General features: G+C 69.1%; 11 protein-coding genes and 1 tRNA gene. 10 read left to right on the top strand and 2 right to left on the bottom strand.

The window, feature by feature from the left end; genetic code table 11:
* Positions 1–4: 4 nt before the first annotated feature.
* The 6 genes from lgt to V2S05_RS03380 all read left to right on the top strand — a co-directional run bounded on the left by lgt (position 5) and on the right by V2S05_RS03380 (position 10,171).
* A complete protein-coding gene (lgt, locus tag V2S05_RS03405; protein ID WP_413633885.1) occupies positions 5–976 on the top strand; it encodes a prolipoprotein diacylglyceryl transferase in 972 nt (323 codons plus the stop codon).
* Between the two features lie 129 nt (positions 977–1,105).
* Entirely contained in the window at positions 1,106–5,671 is a 4,566-nt protein-coding gene (gltB, locus tag V2S05_RS03400) for a glutamate synthase large subunit (RefSeq protein WP_413633883.1), read from the top strand.
* Positions 5,664–7,130 carry a glutamate synthase subunit beta gene (locus V2S05_RS03395; protein WP_413633882.1) on the top strand — a complete coding sequence of 489 codons (1,467 nt, stop codon included), beginning with the start codon at positions 5,664–5,666 and terminating at the stop codon, positions 7,128–7,130. Before gltB ends, V2S05_RS03395 begins: the two co-directional genes overlap by 8 nt.
* 56 nt (positions 7,131–7,186) lie before the next feature.
* Positions 7,187–8,635 (top strand): pyruvate kinase, encoded by a 1,449-nt coding sequence (gene pyk / locus V2S05_RS03390; RefSeq protein ID WP_271639650.1) that lies wholly within the window; start codon positions 7,187–7,189, stop codon positions 8,633–8,635.
* A gap of 82 nt (positions 8,636–8,717) precedes the next feature.
* Positions 8,718–9,509: an alpha/beta fold hydrolase gene (locus tag V2S05_RS03385; protein ID WP_271637629.1), complete on the top strand. Its 792-nt coding sequence runs from the start codon at positions 8,718–8,720 to the stop codon at positions 9,507–9,509.
* Complete coding sequence (locus V2S05_RS03380) at positions 9,506–10,171, top strand: esterase/lipase family protein (protein WP_271637630.1); 666 nt, start codon at positions 9,506–9,508, stop codon at positions 10,169–10,171. Before V2S05_RS03385 ends, V2S05_RS03380 begins: the two co-directional genes overlap by 4 nt.
* Before the next feature lie 41 nt (positions 10,172–10,212).
* Here the strand turns inward: V2S05_RS03380 and V2S05_RS03375 are convergent.
* A tRNA-Leu gene (locus tag V2S05_RS03375) sits at positions 10,213–10,295 on the bottom strand.
* 90 nt (positions 10,296–10,385) lie between these two features.
* Here V2S05_RS03375 and V2S05_RS03370 point away from each other — a divergent pair.
* Positions 10,386–11,003: an ANTAR domain-containing response regulator gene (locus V2S05_RS03370; protein ID WP_071644465.1), complete on the top strand. Its 618-nt coding sequence runs from the start codon at positions 10,386–10,388 to the stop codon at positions 11,001–11,003.
* Positions 11,004–11,080: 77 nt separating this feature from the next.
* Here the strand turns inward: V2S05_RS03370 and V2S05_RS03365 are convergent, their stop codons facing one another.
* The gene (locus V2S05_RS03365; RefSeq protein ID WP_413635219.1) at positions 11,081–11,485 is read right to left on the bottom strand and encodes a hotdog fold thioesterase; all 405 of its coding nucleotides are present in this window, start codon (positions 11,483–11,485) and stop codon (positions 11,081–11,083) included.
* Between the two features lie 63 nt (positions 11,486–11,548).
* Here V2S05_RS03365 and polA point away from each other — a divergent pair, with 63 nt between their 5' ends.
* The 3 genes from polA to V2S05_RS03350 are packed head-to-tail and all read left to right on the top strand — an operon-like array spanning position 11,549 to position 17,340.
* Positions 11,549–14,182: a DNA polymerase I gene (gene polA / locus V2S05_RS03360; RefSeq protein WP_413633880.1), complete on the top strand. Its 2,634-nt coding sequence runs from the start codon at positions 11,549–11,551 to the stop codon at positions 14,180–14,182.
* Between the two features lie 39 nt (positions 14,183–14,221).
* Positions 14,222–15,895 (top strand): DUF885 domain-containing protein, encoded by a 1,674-nt coding sequence (locus tag V2S05_RS03355; protein ID WP_271637633.1) that lies wholly within the window; start codon positions 14,222–14,224, stop codon positions 15,893–15,895.
* Between the two features lie 32 nt (positions 15,896–15,927).
* Entirely contained in the window at positions 15,928–17,340 is a 1,413-nt protein-coding gene (locus tag V2S05_RS03350) for an MFS transporter (RefSeq protein WP_413633878.1), read from the top strand.
* Positions 17,341–17,344 lie beyond the last annotated feature (4 nt).

Here is a 17,344-nt window from a genome sequence, read left to right as displayed (position 1 = left end):
TCTCATGCCCTTCGCGCCCTTCAGCAGCCTTTCCGTCGTGCCTGCGAGCATCCCGAGCCCGCCGGAGAGCAGCTTCCAGATCGGCCCGCTGACGATCCACTACTACGCGCTGTGCATCATCGCCGGCATCATCGCCGCGGTGCTGCTGACGAACCACCGGCTCTCCAGGCGCGGCGCGGAGAAGTGGGTCGTGATCGACATCGCGATCATCGCCGTGCCGCTCGGCATCATCGGCGCCCGGATCTTCCACGTCCTCACCCACCCGAACTTCTACTTCGGGCCGGGCAGGAACACGTGGAACCCGTTCGAGTACGGCTCGGTGTGGGCGATCTGGGAGGGTGGCATCGCCATCTTCGGCGCCCTGCTCGGCGGTGCGGTCGGCGCGTGGCTCGGCTGCAAGTGGACGGGCATCCGGTTCTGGACCTTCGCCGATGCCCTCGCACCCGGCATCCTGCTCGCGCAGGCGTTGGGCCGATTCGGCAACTGGTTCAACCACGAGCTCTTCGGCCTGCCGACCGACGTGCCCTGGGGCCTCGAGATCGAGTCCACCAACCCGTCCTTCCCTCCGGGACTCGCCGAGGGCACGCTGTTCCACCCCACCTTCCTCTACGAGGTCGTCTGGAACGGCCTCGGCGTGCTCGTGCTGCTGTGGGCGGGACACCGTTTCCGCCTGCAGTGGGGCAAGCTCTTCGCCCTGTACCTCATCTGGTACAGCGCGGGCCGCATCGTCTGGGAGTCCATCCGGATCGACCCGAGCGAGGTCCTCTTCGGACTGCGCAGCAACGTATGGGCCGCGATCATCGGCGTCATCGTCGGCATCGTCATCTTCATCGTGCAGACCCGTCGTCACCCCGGTGTCGAGCCGTCGCCCTACGTGCGCGGTCGAGAGCCGGAGATCGCCGATGTAGAATCACAGGACAATTCCTCCGACTTCGTCGACGTGAGCGAGCCTCCCGTCACGGTCGAAGCCAACTAGGAGCCACCGCCACAAGCACCGCTCCCGTCACGAGGGTCCGCCCGGGCCCTCCTTCCGCGCGAGAGATCGCACTGAACGCACGGGCCGATGATGTCCCCGGGTTCACTTGAAATCTGAGGACGGTGACTGGTGTACTTCCAGCCTCCCTACGGCGCCTCCGGCGCCTACCCCCCGAAGCAGGGCCTGTACAACCCCGCCCACGAGAAGGATGCCTGCGGCCTGGCCATGGTCGCGACGCTCCGCGGGGAACCCGGCCATGACATCATCGCGCTGGCGCTCGAAGCGCTGCGCAACCTGGAACACCGCGGTGCAATCGGCTCCGATGCCGGCACCGGCGATGGCGCCGGCATCCTCACCCAGATGCCGGACGCGTTCCTCCGCCAGGTCGTCTCCTTCGACCTTCCCCCCGCAGGCGAGTACGCCGCGGGACTCGCGTTCCTCCCACGGGAGTCGAGCGCCCGCCGCGAGCAGAAGGCCGGCATCGAGCGCATCGCCGCCGCCGAGGGCCTTGAGGTGCTCGGTTGGCGGGTCGTCCCCACCGCGAACGAGAACCTCGGCTCGCTGGCCGACGAGGCCCGCCCGGCCTTCGAGCAGCTGTTCGTCAGCATCCCCGGCACGAGCGCCGGCTCGCAGCTGACCCTCGACCGGTTCGCATACCGGCTGCGCAAGCGCGCCGAGCACGAGCTGGGCGCCTACTTCGTCTCGCTGTCGTGCCGCACGCTCGGCTACAAAGGCATGCTCACCACGCTCCAGCTCGAGCCCTTCTATCCCGACCTGCAGGACGAGCGATTCGCCTCGGAGCTGGCCGTGGTGCACTCGCGCTACTCGACCAACACGTTCCCGTCCTGGCCGCTCGCGCAGCCGCTGCGGATGCTGGCGCACAACGGTGAGATCAACACCGTCGGCGGCAACCGCAACTGGATGCGCGCCCGCCAGTCGCAGCTGCGCTCCGACCTGCTCGGAGACATCCGACCGCTGCTGCCGATCTGCAGCGACAGCGCCAGCGATTCGGCATCCTTCGACGAGGTTCTCGAGCTGCTCACCCTGACCGGCCGCAGCCTGCCGCACGCGATCATGATGATGGTTCCGGAGGCCTGGGAGAAGCAGGCCGACATCGACCCCGACCTGCGCGCGTTCTACGAGTTCCACGACATCCAGATGGAGCCGTGGGACGGCCCCGCGGCGCTCATCTTCACCGACGGCACTCAGGTCGGGGCGACGCTCGATCGCAACGGTCTGCGCCCCGGCCGATGGACAGAGACGGTCGACGGCCTTGTCGTCATCGGCAGCGAGACCGGCGTGCTCGAGTTCGAGCCCGAACGGATCAGACGGCGCGGCCGACTGCGCCCCGGTCACCTCTTCCTCGTCGACACCGCGCAGCGGCGGATCATCGAAGACGCCGAGATCAAGAAGGACCTCGCCACCCTGCATCCCTGGCGGGAATGGCTCGATGCCGGCGCCGTGCGTCTGGCGGATCTGCCCGAGCGCGAGCACATCGTGCATCCTGCGGCCTCCATCACCCGCCGTCAGCGCACCTTCGGCTACACCGAGGAGGAGGTGAGGGTGCTGCTCACCCCGATGGGGCAGACCGGCGCCGAGCCTCTCGGCGCGATGGGCAGCGACACGCCGATCGCGGTGCTCAGCGAGCGACCGCGGCTGCTGTTCGACTACTTCGTGCAGCAGTTCGCCCAGGTCACCAACCCGCCGCTCGACGCGATCCGCGAAGAGGTCGTCACGAGTCTGCGGCTCGGCCTCGGCCCGCAGCTCAACCTGCTGGAGTGGGGGCCGGAGCACGCCAGGACGGTGAGCCTGGACTTCCCGGTCATCGACAACGACGAGCTCGCGAAGATCAAGCACGCTGGTCGTGCGCTGCCCGGCCGCACGAGCGCCACCCTCAGCGGGCTGTACCACTTCGACGCCGGGCCCCAGTCCCTGCCCGAGCGGCTCGCCGAGATGTGCGCGGAAGCCGATGCCGCGATCGAGCGCGGCGCGGAGTTCCTCATCCTCTCCGACCGCGACTCCGACAAGGACCGCGTGCCGATTCCGTCGCTGCTGATGCTCTCGGCCGTGCACCATCACCTGATCCGCAAGGAGACGCGCATGCGGGTGGGCCTGATCGTCGAGGCGGGGGATGTGCGCGAGGTGCACCACGTCGCCACGCTGATCGGGTACGGCGCAGCCGCGGTCAACCCGTACCTGGCGATGGAGACGGTGGAGCATCTTGTGCGCACCGGCTTCATCACCGGCATCGCCCCAGACGAGGCGGTGCACAACCTGATCCACGCGCTCGGCAAGGGCGTGCTTAAGATCATGTCGAAGATGGGCATCTCGACGGTGTCCTCCTATGCCGGTGCGCAGGTGTTCGAGGCCATCGGCTTGAGCCAGGAGTTCGTCGACCGGTACTTCACGGGCACGGAGACGAAGCTGGGCGGCATCGGAATCGACGACGTCTACGCCGAGAACCAGAAGCGTCACGACCACGCCTATCCGCAGGACGCGGCGCCCCGCGCGCACGAGCGCCTGTGGACCGGCGGCGAATACCAGTGGCGCCGCGACGGGTCACCTCACCTGTTCAACCCCGAGACGGTGTTCCGGCTTCAGCACGCCACCCGCACCCGCCGCTACGACATCTTCCGGGAGTACACCCGGCTGGTCGACGACCAGGCTCGCGAGCTGAAGACGCTGCGCGGCCTGTTCGAGCTGCGCACCGGCGAGCGCCCGCCGATTCCCCTCGACGAGGTCGAGCCGGTCAGCGCGATCGTCAAGAGGTTCTCGACCGGCGCGATGAGCTACGGCTCGATCTCGCAGGAGGCTCACGAGACCCTCGCGATCGCGATGAACCGCCTGGGTGCGAAGTCGAACACCGGAGAGGGCGGCGAAGACCCGGAGCGCCTCATCGATCCCGAGCGCCGCAGTGCGATCAAGCAGGTCGCCTCCGGCCGGTTCGGCGTGACGAGCCAGTACCTGACCGAGGCCGACGACCTGCAGATCAAGCTCGCGCAGGGCGCCAAGCCCGGCGAGGGCGGGCAGCTGCCGCCGCAGAAGGTGTACCCGTGGGTGGCGCGCACGCGGCACGCGACCCCGGGGGTGGGGCTCATCTCCCCGCCGCCGCACCACGACATCTACTCGATCGAAGACCTCAAGCAGCTGATCTTCGACCTCAAGCGCGCCAACCCGAAGGCCCGCATCCACACCAAGCTGGTCAGCCAGTCCGGCATCGGTGCGGTCGCCGCCGGCGTGGCCAAAGCGCTCAGCGACGTCGTGCTCGTCTCGGGTCATGACGGCGGCACGGGCGCGAGCCCGCTGAACTCGCTCAAGCACGCGGGCACGCCGTGGGAGCTGGGTCTGGCGGAGGTGCAGCAGACGCTCATGCTCAACGGCATGCGCGATCGCGTGGTGGTGCAGGTCGACGGCCAGCTGAAGACCGGGCGCGATGTGATCATCGGCGCGCTGCTGGGCGCCGAGGAGTTCGGCTTCGCCACGGCGCCGCTGGTCGTCAGCGGCTGCATCCTGATGCGGGTGTGCCATCTCGACACGTGCCCGGTCGGCGTGGCGACCCAGAACCCGCTGCTGCGAAAGCGTTTCACCGGCAAGCCGGAGTTCGTGGTGAACTTCATGGAGTTCATCGCCGAGGAGGTGCGCGAGCTGCTCGCCGCACTCGGGTTCCGCTCGATCGACGAGATCATCGGCCGGCACGACCTGCTGCGCACCGACCCGGCCGTGAGGCACTGGAAGACGGACGGCCTCGATCTCGCGCCGATCCTCGAAGGGCCGGCATTCCCCGCCGGCGAGCCGCGGAGAAGCGCTCGGGCGCAGGATCACGAGCTCGAGAAGCACTTCGACGCGGCGCTGCTGGCGCATGCGACCGAAGCCATCGACAGCGCGCTGCCGGTCGTCATCGAGCTGCCGATCCGCAACACCGAGCGCGCCGTCGGCACGATGCTCGGTCATCACGTGACGGCCCGGCACGGGGCGGCGGGGCTTCCGCGCGGAACGATCGACATCACCCTGCACGGCACCGCGGGGCAATCCCTCGGCGCCTTCCTGCCGCCGGGCATCGTGCTGCGACTCGAGGGCGACGCGAACGACTACGTCGGCAAGGGCCTCTCGGGCGGAGACGTCACCATCCGTCCGGCCCGGGATGCCCGGTTCGAGCCGCATCGCAACGTGATCGCGGGCAACGTGATCGGCTACGGCGCGACCAGCGGCAGCATGTACATCTCCGGGGTGGTGGGGGAGCGGTTCCTGGTCCGCAACTCCGGGGCGACCGCGGTCGTCGAAGGCGTCGGGGATCACGCTCTGGAGTACATGACGGGCGGCGTCGCGGTCATCCTCGGCGACACCGGCCGCAACCTCGGCGCGGGGATGTCGGGCGGCGTCGCGTACGTGCGGGGCCTGAGCGCGACGAGCGTGAACAGCCAGGCGCTGCAGAGCGGCGAGCTGCTGCTCACCGCGCTCGAGCGCGACGATGCGGAGGTGCTGCGCGAGCTGCTCGTCGAGCACGTCGAGCGGACGGCCTCACCGCTGGCATCCGCTCTCCTGGACGACTTCGAGAGCGTCATCAACGAATTCACGAAGGTGCTGCCGCGGGATTACGCGGCTGTGCGCACCATGCGCCAGGAGGCGGAGGCCGCGGGGATCGACCCCGACGGCGACGTCGTCTGGGACCGGATCCTGGAGGTGACCGGTGGCTGACCCCAAGGGCTTTCTGAAGACGACCGAACGCGAGCTGCCGCCCCGGCGGCCGGTGCCGGTGCGGATCATGGACTGGAAAGAGGTCTACGAGCCGGGCGACCGGGCCGTGCTGAAGCGTCAGGCGAGCAGGTGCATGGACTGCGGTGTGCCGTTCTGCCACTCCGGATGCCCGCTGGGCAACCTCATCCCGGAATGGAACGACCTCACCTGGCGCGGCGCCGACCGCGCGGCGATCGAGCGTCTGCATGCGACGAACAACTTCCCGGAGTTCACCGGGCGGCTGTGCCCCGCGCCGTGCGAGAGCGCGTGCGTGCTCGGCATCAACCAGCCGGCGGTCACGATCAAGCAGATCGAGGTGTCGATCATCGACCAGGCGTTCGAGAACGGATGGGTCGAGCCGCAGCCGCCGCAGCGGCTCACCGGCCGCACGGTCGCCGTCGTCGGATCGGGCCCCGCCGGACTCGCCGCGGCTCAGCAGCTGACCCGCGCGGGCCACACCGTCGTCGTGTTCGAGCGCGACGACCGCATCGGCGGGCTGCTGCGCTACGGCATCCCCGACTTCAAGATGGAGAAGCGGCACCTCGATGCGCGCCTACGGCAGATGGAGGAGGAGGGCACGCGCTTCCGCGCCGGCGTGGAGATCGGCCGTGATCTGTCATGGGACGAGCTCCGCGGCCGCTATGACGCCGTGCTGATCGCCACGGGGGCCACGGTGCCTCGCGACCTGCCGATCCCCGGAAGAGACCTCGACGGCGTGCATTTCGCGATGGACTACCTCGTGCCGGCGAACCGCGTCGGCGCAGGCGACGAGGTCGCCGGTCAGATCACCGCCGCGGGCAAGCACGTCGTCGTCATCGGCGGCGGCGACACCGGCGCGGACTGCATCGGCACAGCGCACCGTCACGGCGCGCGCAGCGTGACCAACCTCGCGATCGGAAAGCAGCCCGCAACGGTGCGATCCGAAGACCAGCCCTGGCCGACCATGCCCACGCTGTTCGAGGTGCAGTCCGCGCACGAGGAGGGCGGTGAGCGCACGTACCTGGCCTCCACCGTGGAGTTCCTGGGCGACTCGGAGGGACGTGTGCGTGCCGTGCGCGTCGCGGAGACCGAGTACGTGGGCGGCCGTCGCGTGCCGCGCAGCGGCACCGAGCGGGAGATCCCGGCCGAGCTCGTGCTCATCGCCATGGGGTTCACCGGCCCCGAGACGGCGTCGTACGGCGGAGACACCGTGCCCGTGGTGACCGACCGCGGCAGCCTGCAACGCGACGGCGAGTACGCCACCGCCGTGCCCGGCGTGTTCGTGGCCGGAGACGCCGGACGCGGGCAGTCCCTCATCGTGTGGGCGATCGCCGAAGGCCGCTCGGCGGCCGCGGCGATCGACAGACACCTGATGGGCGCCACGGTGCTGCCCGCCCCGGTCGCGGTCACAGATGTCGCGTTGAGCGTTCAGCCCGCGTAGGCTGAGCGCGGCAACGTCGCCATGTTGATTTCTGTCCTCTTACCCTGGAGATGATGTTGAGACGCGCGAAGATCGTCGCCACACTCGGCCCTGCAACCTCGACCTATGAGAAGGTCCGTGCCCTTATCGACGCCGGTGTGGACGTCGCCCGCCTGAACCTCAGTCACGGGGACTACTCGGTGCACGAGGCCAACTACTCGAACGTGCGCCGGGCGGCCGAGGACTCGGGGCGCGCGGTCGCCATCCTGGTCGATCTGCAGGGGCCGAAGATCCGACTGGGCCGCTTCGAGGACGGTCCGTACGAGCTCGAGGTCGGTGACATCTTCAAGATCACCACCGAGGACATCATCGGCAACCGCGAGATCTGCGGCACGACGTTCAAGGGTCTGCCGCAGGACGTCAAGCCCGGCGACTTCCTTCTCATCGACGATGGCAAGGTGCGTGTCGAGGTCGTCGAGACCGACGGCACTGTCGTCACGACCAAGGTCATCGTGGCTGGCGCCGTGTCGAACAACAAGGGCATCAACCTGCCCGGTGTCGCCGTCAACGTGCCTGCGCTCAGCGAGAAGGACGAGGACGATCTGCGGTGGGGTCTGCGCATCGGCGCCGACGTCATCGCCCTGTCGTTCGTGCGCAACGCCACGGACGTCGAGCGCGTTCACGAGATCATGGCGGAGGAGGGTGTGCGCATCCCGGTCATCGCCAAGATCGAGAAGCCGCAGGCCGTCGACGCCCTCGAGGAGATCGTCGACGCGTTCGACGGCATCATGGTGGCCCGCGGAGACCTGGGTGTCGAGCTGCCTCTCGAGGCCGTCCCGATCGTGCAGAAGCGCGCCGTCGAGCTCGCCCGCCGCAACGCGAAGCCGGTCATCGTGGCGACGCAGATGCTCGAGTCGATGATCTCGAGCCCCGTGCCGACGCGCGCCGAGACCTCCGACGTCGCCAACGCCGTTCTCGACGGTGCGGATGCGGTCATGCTCTCGGGCGAGACGAGCGTCGGCGACTACCCGATCGTCGTGGTCGAAACCATGGCGCGGATCATCGAGTCGACCGAGGAGCACGGCCTCGAGCGCATCTCGCCGCTGAACACGAAGCCGCGCACGCAGGGTGGCGCGATCACTCTGGCGGCGCTCGAGGTGGCGGAGTTCGTCGGAGCGAAGTATCTCTGCGTCTTCACGCAGTCGGGTGACTCCGCTCGCCGCCTGTCGCGTCTGCGCGCGCGCATCCCGATGATCGCGTTCACCCCAGAGCCCGGCATCCGTCGTCGCATGGCCATGACCTGGGGAATCCGATCGACCCTCGTCGAGATGGTGCAGCACACCGACTCGATGTACCGGCAGGCTGACGAGTACCTTCTGGGCAGCGGTCTGGCCCAGGAGGGCGATGTGATCGTCGTCATCTCCGGATCCCCTCCCGGGATCATCGGCTCGACCAACGACATCCGCGTCCACAAGGTCGGGGATGCCGTCGGCGGAGCCGCTCCCGTCTACAAGACCGGAGTCTGAGAAGCATCCGAGCGCCGAGGGGCGGGCCCGCGAGGGTCCGCCCCTCGGCGCTCTTGCGCATGGGACGCGATACGGTGCTGGGATGAGTCCGGAGACGCAGCAGACGCACCGCATCGGACGGCTCTACTTCCGCACGCTCGCATCGCCGTCGTCCTCCGGCCCGGTCTTCGTGCTCGTGCACGGCATCGGGATGTCGCATCGCTACCTGGCGCGGCTGCACCGCTCGCTGACCGCGAGCGGGAGCGTGATATCGGTCGATCTGCCCGGATTCGGAGGGCTGCCGAAGCCCGGGCGCGACGTCGACATCGAAGAGATGGCGGATGGCCTCGCCGCTCTGCTCGACCGCATCGGCGCCGGAACCGCCGCGACCGGGCCGGTCGTGCTCGTCGGACAGTCGATGGGCACCCAATGGGTGGTGGAGCTCGCGGCGCGTCGGCCCGAACTCGCGCAGGCGGTCGTGCTGATCGGCCCGGTCGCCGATGAGCGTCGGCGCACCGTGCTGCAGCAGGCGGGGCGGCTCGCGCTGGACACGGTGCGGGAGACGCCGGGGGCGAACGCACTCGTGTTCGCCGACTACCTGCGGTGCGGCCCGCTCTGGTATCTCGCGCAGCTGCGGCACATGCTGGGGTACCGGATCGAGGACCGGATCGTCGGGGTGGAGGCGCCCGTGCTGGTCGTGCGCGGCTCGCGAGACCCCATCGCATCACTCAGCTGGTCCCGGCACCTGACGGCCGCAGCGCAGCGCGCAGCGCTGGTCGAGATCCCCGGGCGAGCGCACAACGCCCAGCACACGGCTCCCGGCGCTGTCGCGTCCGCCGTCCGGCACTTCTGCGCTACGGACCTGGCGATTCGAACGCGGGAGGGTGAAGGGTGAGCGATCTGCTGCGCAGGGCGCTCTGGTGGGCGCAGGATTACGCCTACGCTGCCGTCTGGCAGGTGCGAGCCTTCGGCGGTCGCAACCGGCCGGAGGCGTACACCAGCGGCGCCGGCGTGCCGATCGTCGTGCTGCCGGGCATCTACGAGAGCTGGCGGTTCCTGCGCCCTCTGATCGAGCGGGCGCACCGCGACGGGCATCCCGTGCACGTGGTCGAGCCGCTCGAGCGCAACCTCAGCCCCATAGCCGACATGGCCGACCGAGTCGGGGCGTATCTCGCCGCACGCGACCTGCATGACGTCGTGCTGCTGGCGCACAGCAAGGGCGGCCTGGCCGGCAAGCTCGTGATGCTCGGCCCCCAGGGCTCGCGGGTGCGCGGGATGCTCGCCGTCGCGACCCCGTTCGGCGGGTCGCGATACGCCCGCCTGATGCTCACCCGCAGCCTGCGCGCTCTCTCGCCGCGGCATCCGTCGATCGCCGCACTCTCCGCCCAGCATGAAGCGGATGCGCGGATCGTGTCGGTCTACGCCCGGTTCGACCCGCACATCCCGGAAGGCAGTGAACTCCCCGGCGCGAAGAACGTGCCGCTCGACACGGGAGGGCACTTCCGCGTGCTCGCGCACCCCCGCGTGATGGCCGAACTCGCGGCGCTGGCCGCGTGATGCAGGAGGGCCGCCCCTCCGGGACGGCCCTCCTGCGCATGTGCCGGCGGTGGGACTCGAACCCACACGCCCTCTCGGACAGAGCATTTTGAGTGCTCCGCGTCTGCCATTCCGCCACGCCGGCCGGCACACTGCGCATACGACTGTAGCGCAGCCGGTGCACCGTGCCGCGCGCGCATCCGCCGCCCGGTCGCAGTTCGACTAGGATGGACGGGTGACTGAGCAAGAGCAGCCCGAGCAGCCCACGGCATCCGCCCCGCGTCGCGTCGTCGTCGCTGAGGATGAGTCGCTGATCCGCCTTGACATCGTCGAGATCCTGCGCGACAACGGATTCGACGTCGTCGGGGAAGCCGGCGACGGGGAGACCGCCGTGCAGCTTGCCACCGAGCTGCGACCCGATCTCGTCGTCATGGACGTGAAGATGCCCCAGCTCGACGGCATCAGCGCCGCCGAGAAGCTGCACAAGGCGAATATCGCCCCCGTCGTGCTGCTCACGGCGTTCAGCCAGAAGGAGCTCGTCGAGCGCGCGAGCGAGGCGGGAGCCCTCGCCTACGTCGTCAAGCCCTTCACCCCAAACGATCTGCTGCCCGCGATCGAGATCGCACTGGCCCGCCACGAGCAGATCATCACGCTCGAGGCCGAGGTCGCCGACATGGTCGAGCGCTTCGAGACCCGCAAGCTCGTCGACCGCGCCAAGGGCCTGCTCAACGAGAAGATGGGCCTGTCCGAGCCCGAGGCGTTCCGCTGGATCCAGAAGGCGTCGATGGATCGCCGTCTCACCATGCAGGATGTCGCGAAGGCGATCATCGAGCAGCTCGCGCCCAAGAAATGACCTCTGTGTGAGCCGCACCGGCCCACACATCGAAACGGCCCCCGGCGTCATGCCGGGGGCCGTTTCGCATTCCTCCGTCAGGATTCGACGGTCTTGATCAGGTTCGTGATGCGGATGGTCGAGCAGCGCCGACCCTGCTCATCGGACACGGCGATCTCATGCACGGTCATGCTGCGCCCGAGATGCACCGGCGTGCAGACGCCCGTGACGAAGCCCGAGGTCGCCGAGCGCGTGTGGGTCGCGTTGATGTCGATTCCGACGGCCAAGCGGCCGGGGCCGGCGTGCAGGTTCGCTGCCATCGATCCGAGAGACTCGCCCAGGACGACGTAGGCGCCGCCGTGCAGCAGGCCGACGGGCTGGGTGTTGCCTTCGACCGGCATCGTCGCGACGGCGCGCTCGACGGTGAACTCGGTGAACTCGATGCCCATCTTCTCGGCCAGCGCGCCCATGCCGCGGTGCGTGGCCCACTCGAGGCCGGTCATCTCGGTCTGCTCGGTCAATGCTCCTCCTCAGCGCGTGTCCGTCGCCCTCGTTAGGCTTGCAGGGTGACCGACTCCGCAAAGCCTACCCTCATGGTCGTCGACGGCCATTCACTCGCGTACCGGGCCTTCTTCGCCCTTCCGGTCGAGAACTTCACCACGAAGGACAACCAGCACACGAACGCCATCTACGGCTTCCTGTCGATGCTTGTGAATCTCATCAAGGCCGAGAAGCCGACCCACATGGCGATCGCCTTCGACACGTCACGCCACTCGTTCCGTACCGAGGAGTACCCCGAGTACAAGGCGACCCGCTCCGAGACGCCGGGGGAGTTCAAGGGCCAGATCCCGCTGCTGCAGGACTGCCTGGCCGCGATGTCGATCCCGGTGCTGACGCAGGAGGGGATCGAGGCCGACGACATCCTCGCCACTCTCGCCAAGCAGGGCTCGGAGCAGGGGTACGACGTGCTGGTCGTATCGGGCGATCGCGACACCATCCAGCTCGTCAACGACGACGTCACACTGCTGTATCCGTCGGTGCAGGGCGTCTCGCAGCTCAAGCGCTACGACCCCACCACCGTGCACGAGCGCTACGGCGTGCGACCCGAGCAGTATCCCGACATCGCCGCGCTGGTCGGCGAGACCAGCGACAACCTGCCCGGCGTGCCGAAGGTGGGCGAGAAGACCGCCGTGAAGTGGCTGACCCAGTTCGGCAGCCTCGACGAGCTGCTCGACCGCGCCGGGGAGATCAAGGGCGTCGTCGGGGGCAACCTGCGCGAGCACATCGAGGACGTGCGCCGCAACCGCAGGCTCAACCGACTGCTCGACGACGTCGAGCTGCCCGTGACGCCGACCGAGCTCGCCGTCAAGCCGATCGATGCCCAGGCCGTGCGCGACATCTTCGCCCGCCTCGAGTTCCGCACGCTCCTGCCTCGGGTCTTCGAGGCCGCCGGCGCGCCCGACGAGCCGGTTCACGACGAATCCGCCGTCGAGGTGCCGGCGCCCACGGAGTCATCCGCCGCCGAAATCGCCGCGTGGCTTGATGAGCAGCAGGGCGAGGTGGGGATGCTGCTCACCCTGGTCGGTGGCGCGATCACCCGCGTCGGCGTGGCCACCGAGACCGAGCTGCACGAGTGCGGCTGGAGCCCCGAAAGCGCCCAGGCACTCACGGCTTGGCTGGAGTCCGACGCACCGAAGGTGCTCAACGACGCCAAGCCGCAGGTCAAGGCGCTGCTGCGCGACGGCATCCGGCTCGGCGGACTCGTCCACGACACCCTGCTCGCGGGCTGGCTCATGCGCCCGAGCTTCCCCGACAAGACGCTCGCGCATCTCGTCGGCCGCTACCTCGACGAGAAGCTGCCCGAGGCGGATCCCACCCAGCTGGTGCCCGAAACCGACGGCGCCACCCCATCGCAGGAGGCGTGGTTCACCCTGCGCACCGCGGTCGCCATCCGCGAGGCGATGCCCGCGCCGGTCGCCGGGGTGCTCACCGAGATCGAGCTGCCCGCCGTGATCGCCCTGGCCGACATGGAATCGGCTGGGGTATCCGTCTCGCACGACGTGCTCTCCACCTTCTCGGGCGAGCTGCTCGCCCGCACCGACGTGCTCGCCGCCGAGGCATTCGCACTCGTCGGGCGGGAGTTCAACCTCGGCTCGCCGAAGCAGCTGCAGGAGGTGCTGTTCGAAGACCTGCAGTTGCCCAAGACCCGCAAGACCAAGACGGGGTACTCGACTGATGCCGCGGTGCTCGCGGATCTGCAGGAGACGAACCCGCACCCGTTCCTCGCCCTGCTGCTGCAGCACCGCGAGGCGACCAAGCTGCGCCAGATCATCGAGACCCTCGACACGGCGATCCGGGACGATCACCGCATTCACACCACCTATGTGCAGACCGGAAGCCAGACCGGGCGACTCTCGAGCACCGACCCGAACCTGCAGAACATCCCGGTGCGCACCGAGGAGTCCCGCCGCATCCGCAGCGCGTTCCAGGTCGGTGAGGGTTACGAGACCCTGCTGACCGCCGACTACTCGCAGATCGAGATGCGCATCATGGCGCATCTGTCGGGCGATCCCGGGCTGATCGAGGCATTCAACTCGGGCGAGGACCTGCACCGGTTCGTGGGCGCCCGGGTGTTCGGAGTCCAGCCCGAAGAGGTCACTTCGGCCATGCGCACCAAGGTCAAGGCCATGTCGTACGGTCTCGTATACGGCCTCAGTGCGTTCGGCCTGTCGAAGCAGCTTCGCATCGAGCAGTCCGAGGCCAAGCAGCTCATGCTCGAGTACTTCGCCCGCTTCGGCGCGGTGCGCGACTACCTGCGCGCCTCCGTGATGCAGGCGAAGGAAGACGGCTACACCGAGACCATCTTCGGCCGTCGCCGGCCGTTCCCCGATCTGACAAGCCCCAACCGGGTGCTGCGCGAGAACGCTGAGCGCGCCGCCCTGAACGCGCCCATCCAGGGCAGCGCCGCGGACATCATGAAGATCGCACTGAACCGCATCCACGACGATCTGCGTGATCGCGGGCTCGCCTCCCGCGCCCTGCTGCAGATCCACGACGAACTCGTCGTCGAGGTCGCCGCGGGGGAGTGGGACGAGGTCGAGGGCATCGTTCGCGAGCGCATGGCCGGTGCCGCCGAGCTGACCGTGCCGCTGGACGTGCAGGTCGGCCGCGGCCGCGATTGGAACGAAGCCGCGCACTGATCCGCTGCGCGGCGGGGGTGCGAGGCTAGGCTCGAGACCATGAGTTCAGAGCCTCGCACCCCCTCTGCCATCGACCGGATCGCCGAGAAGTGGGTCGACACCCTGGTCGACCTCTCGCCCATCCTCGCCACCTACATCGGACGCAACGAGGCAGGCGCCCGCCTCGACGATGTGAGCCCGGAAGGGCATGAGCGCGCTGTCGCCGCGGCACGTGAGACCCTCGCCGCGCTCGATGCCTCGACGCCCGTCGACAGCATCGACGAGGTCACCAAGACCGACCTGTCAGCAGAGCTGCGCCTGCAGCTCGAGCTGCACGACGCGCAGTGGCACCTGCGTGACCTGAATGTCATCGCCTCGGCACCGCAGGACTTCCGGCAGGCGTTCGACCTCATGCCGACCGACACCGTCGACGACTGGAGCATCGTCTGCCAGCGGCTCGCCGCTGTCCCGAATGCTCTGAAGGGCTACGTCGAGACGCTGCGCGAGGGCATCCGGCATGGTGTCGTGCCCGCTCGTCGTCAGGTCACCGAAGTCGCCACGCAGATCGCCCGATACAGCGACGATCAGGGTTTCTTCGCATCGTTCGCCGCGACAGCGGGGCCCCGTGACGGCCAGCTGCCGGCGTCCCTCGCCCGCGACATCGCCGATCACGCCGGCGCCGCGCGGGTCGCCTACGATGACCTCCGCCGCTTCCTGATCAGCGAGTTGGCACCGGTCGCCGGCGAGCAGGACGCCGTCGGCCGCGACCTCTACGCCCTCAACTCGCGTCGGTTCCTCGGCGCGAGCATCGACCTCGACGAGACCTACGAGTGGGGCCGCGAAGAGCTGCGGCGGATGATCGCCGAGCAGGAGGCGATCGCGGACGAGATCCTTCCCGGCGCGAGCGTCGAAGAGGCCGTCGCGCACCTCGAGGCCGATCCCAGCCGCAAGCTGCACGGCACCGACGCGCTGCAGAAGTGGATGCAGGAGACCAGCGACCGGGCGATCGCCGACCTCGGTGCCAGCCATTTCGACATCCCCGAGCAGATCCGCGAGCTCGAGTGCATGATCGCACCCACCCAGGAGGGCGGCATCTACTACACCGGCCCCACCGACGACTTCTCGCGACCGGGCCGCATGTGGTGGTCGGTGCCGGAGGGCGTCACCGAGTTCGACACCTGGCGCGAGCTGACCACGGTCTACCACGAGGGCGTCCCCGGCCATCACCTGCAGATCGCGCAGGCGACGTACAACCGCGCCGAGCTGAACACCTGGCGGCGGGTTCTCGCCGGCACCTCCGGCCATGCCGAGGGGTGGGCGCTGTACGCCGAGCGGCTCATGGAGCAGCTCGGCTACCTCGATGACCCGGCCGATCGCCTGGGCATGCTGGACGGGCAGCGGATGCGCGCGCTACGCGTGGTGCTCGACATCGGCGTGCACCTCGGCAAGCCGCGCCTGTCGGGCGACGGCGTCTGGGATCACGACTACGCGCTGGAGCAGATGCGGCGCAACGTGAACATGCCCGACGAGTTCCGCCGGTTCGAGGTCAATCGCTATCTCGGCTGGCCGGGCCAGGCGCCGTCGTACAAGGTCGGGCAGCGCATCTGGGAGCAGGTGCGCGACGCGGCGCAGCAGAGGCAGGGCGACGCGTTCTCGTTCAAGGACTTCCACAAGCGCGCACTCGACATCGGCGGCGTCGGTCTCGACACGCTCCGCACCGCCGTCATCGGCTGAGTGCCGGTGTGCGGCGCCCCTACGATGAGAGGATGCCGCACACCGAGCTTCCGAGCCGTGCATCCATCGCGTCCCGACTCGACGCGCTGCCCTTCGCCCGCCCGCATCTGCGCGTGCTCACCGGGTCGGGGCTCGGCTGGGCGCTGGATGCGATGGATGTGGGGCTCATCTCGTTCATCATCGCGGTGCTCGCACAGCAGTGGCAGCTGACCCCCGGGCAGACCGGGTGGATCGCGTCCATCGGCTTCATCGGCATGGCGATCGGCGCGAGCGTCGGCGGTCTGCTCGCGGATCGGCTGGGTCGGCGGCAGGTGTTCGCGATCACGCTACTGATCTACGGTCTGGCCACCGGGGCCAGCGCTCTGGTCGGCGGCATCGCGATGCTGCTGGTGCTGCGCTTCTTCGTGGGGCTCGGCCTCGGTGCCGAGCTGCCAGTGGCATCCACCTATGTCAGCGAGTTCGCCCCGGCGGCGATCCGCGGCCGCCTCATCGTGATCCTCGAGGCGTTCTGGGCGATCGGATGGACGGCATCCGCCCTCATCGGCTACTTCGTGATCCCGGCATCAGACGAGGGCTGGCGGTGGGCCTTCGCGCTCGGCGCGATCCCCGCGGCGTACGCACTCGTAGTGCGCTGGGGCCTGCCGGAATCGCCGCGCTGGCTGGCATCGCGGGGACGGATGCCAGAGGCCGAGCGGATCGTGTCGAGCTTCGAGACGGCCGCCGACGGACGCGCGACAGCCGGGTCGCCCGTGTCGGACGAGCCGGCATCGGCGACGGGCGCCGCGCCGACCGTCGCGGTGAACGCCGGGCAGCGCATGCGCGCGCTGTGGTCCACCGAGTTCCGCATGCGCACCCTGTGCATCTGGCTCGTCTGGTTCTGCGTGAACTTCGCGTACTACGGTGCGTTCATCTGGATCCCCAGCATCCTGGTGCAGGCAGGATACGACCTCGTGCGCTCGTTCGGATTCACCCTCCTGATCACTCTCGCCCAGCTGCCCGGCTACGCCGTGGCCGCGTGGCTGATCGAGCGATGGGGTCGCCGGGCGACGCTGTCGGTGTTCCTCGCAGGCTCCGCGGTCTCTGCGGTGCTGTTCGGCACCGCCGCCACCGACGGCGCCATCATCGCCTCGGGGATGGCTCTGTCGTTCTTCAATCTCGGCGCGTGGGGTGCGCTGTACGCCGTCACCCCCGAGTTGTATCCGACATCGCTGCGCGCGACCGGCTCGGGGTGGGCGGCGGGGGTGGGTCGTCTGGCGTCGATCATCGCGCCGCTGCTCGTTCCCGCGCTGCTCGCGTCCGGCGGGGCCGGGCTGGCCTTCTCGGTGTTCGCCGGCTTCTTCGTCGTGGCGACGATCGCGGCCTGGGGGCTCGCTGATCTGCGCGGCCGCGCGCTCGACGAGCGCTGGTCGCGTCACCCGACCTCGTCCGGGCCGCCGCCGCAATAGGCTG

Origin of the sequence: Microbacterium sp. OR16 (assembly GCF_047306725.1) — a bacterium.
Taxonomy (GTDB): domain Bacteria; phylum Actinomycetota; class Actinomycetes; order Actinomycetales; family Microbacteriaceae; genus Microbacterium.
Note: the sequence above shows the minus strand (reverse complement) of the source record. Positions and strands in the feature narration are given on the sequence as shown.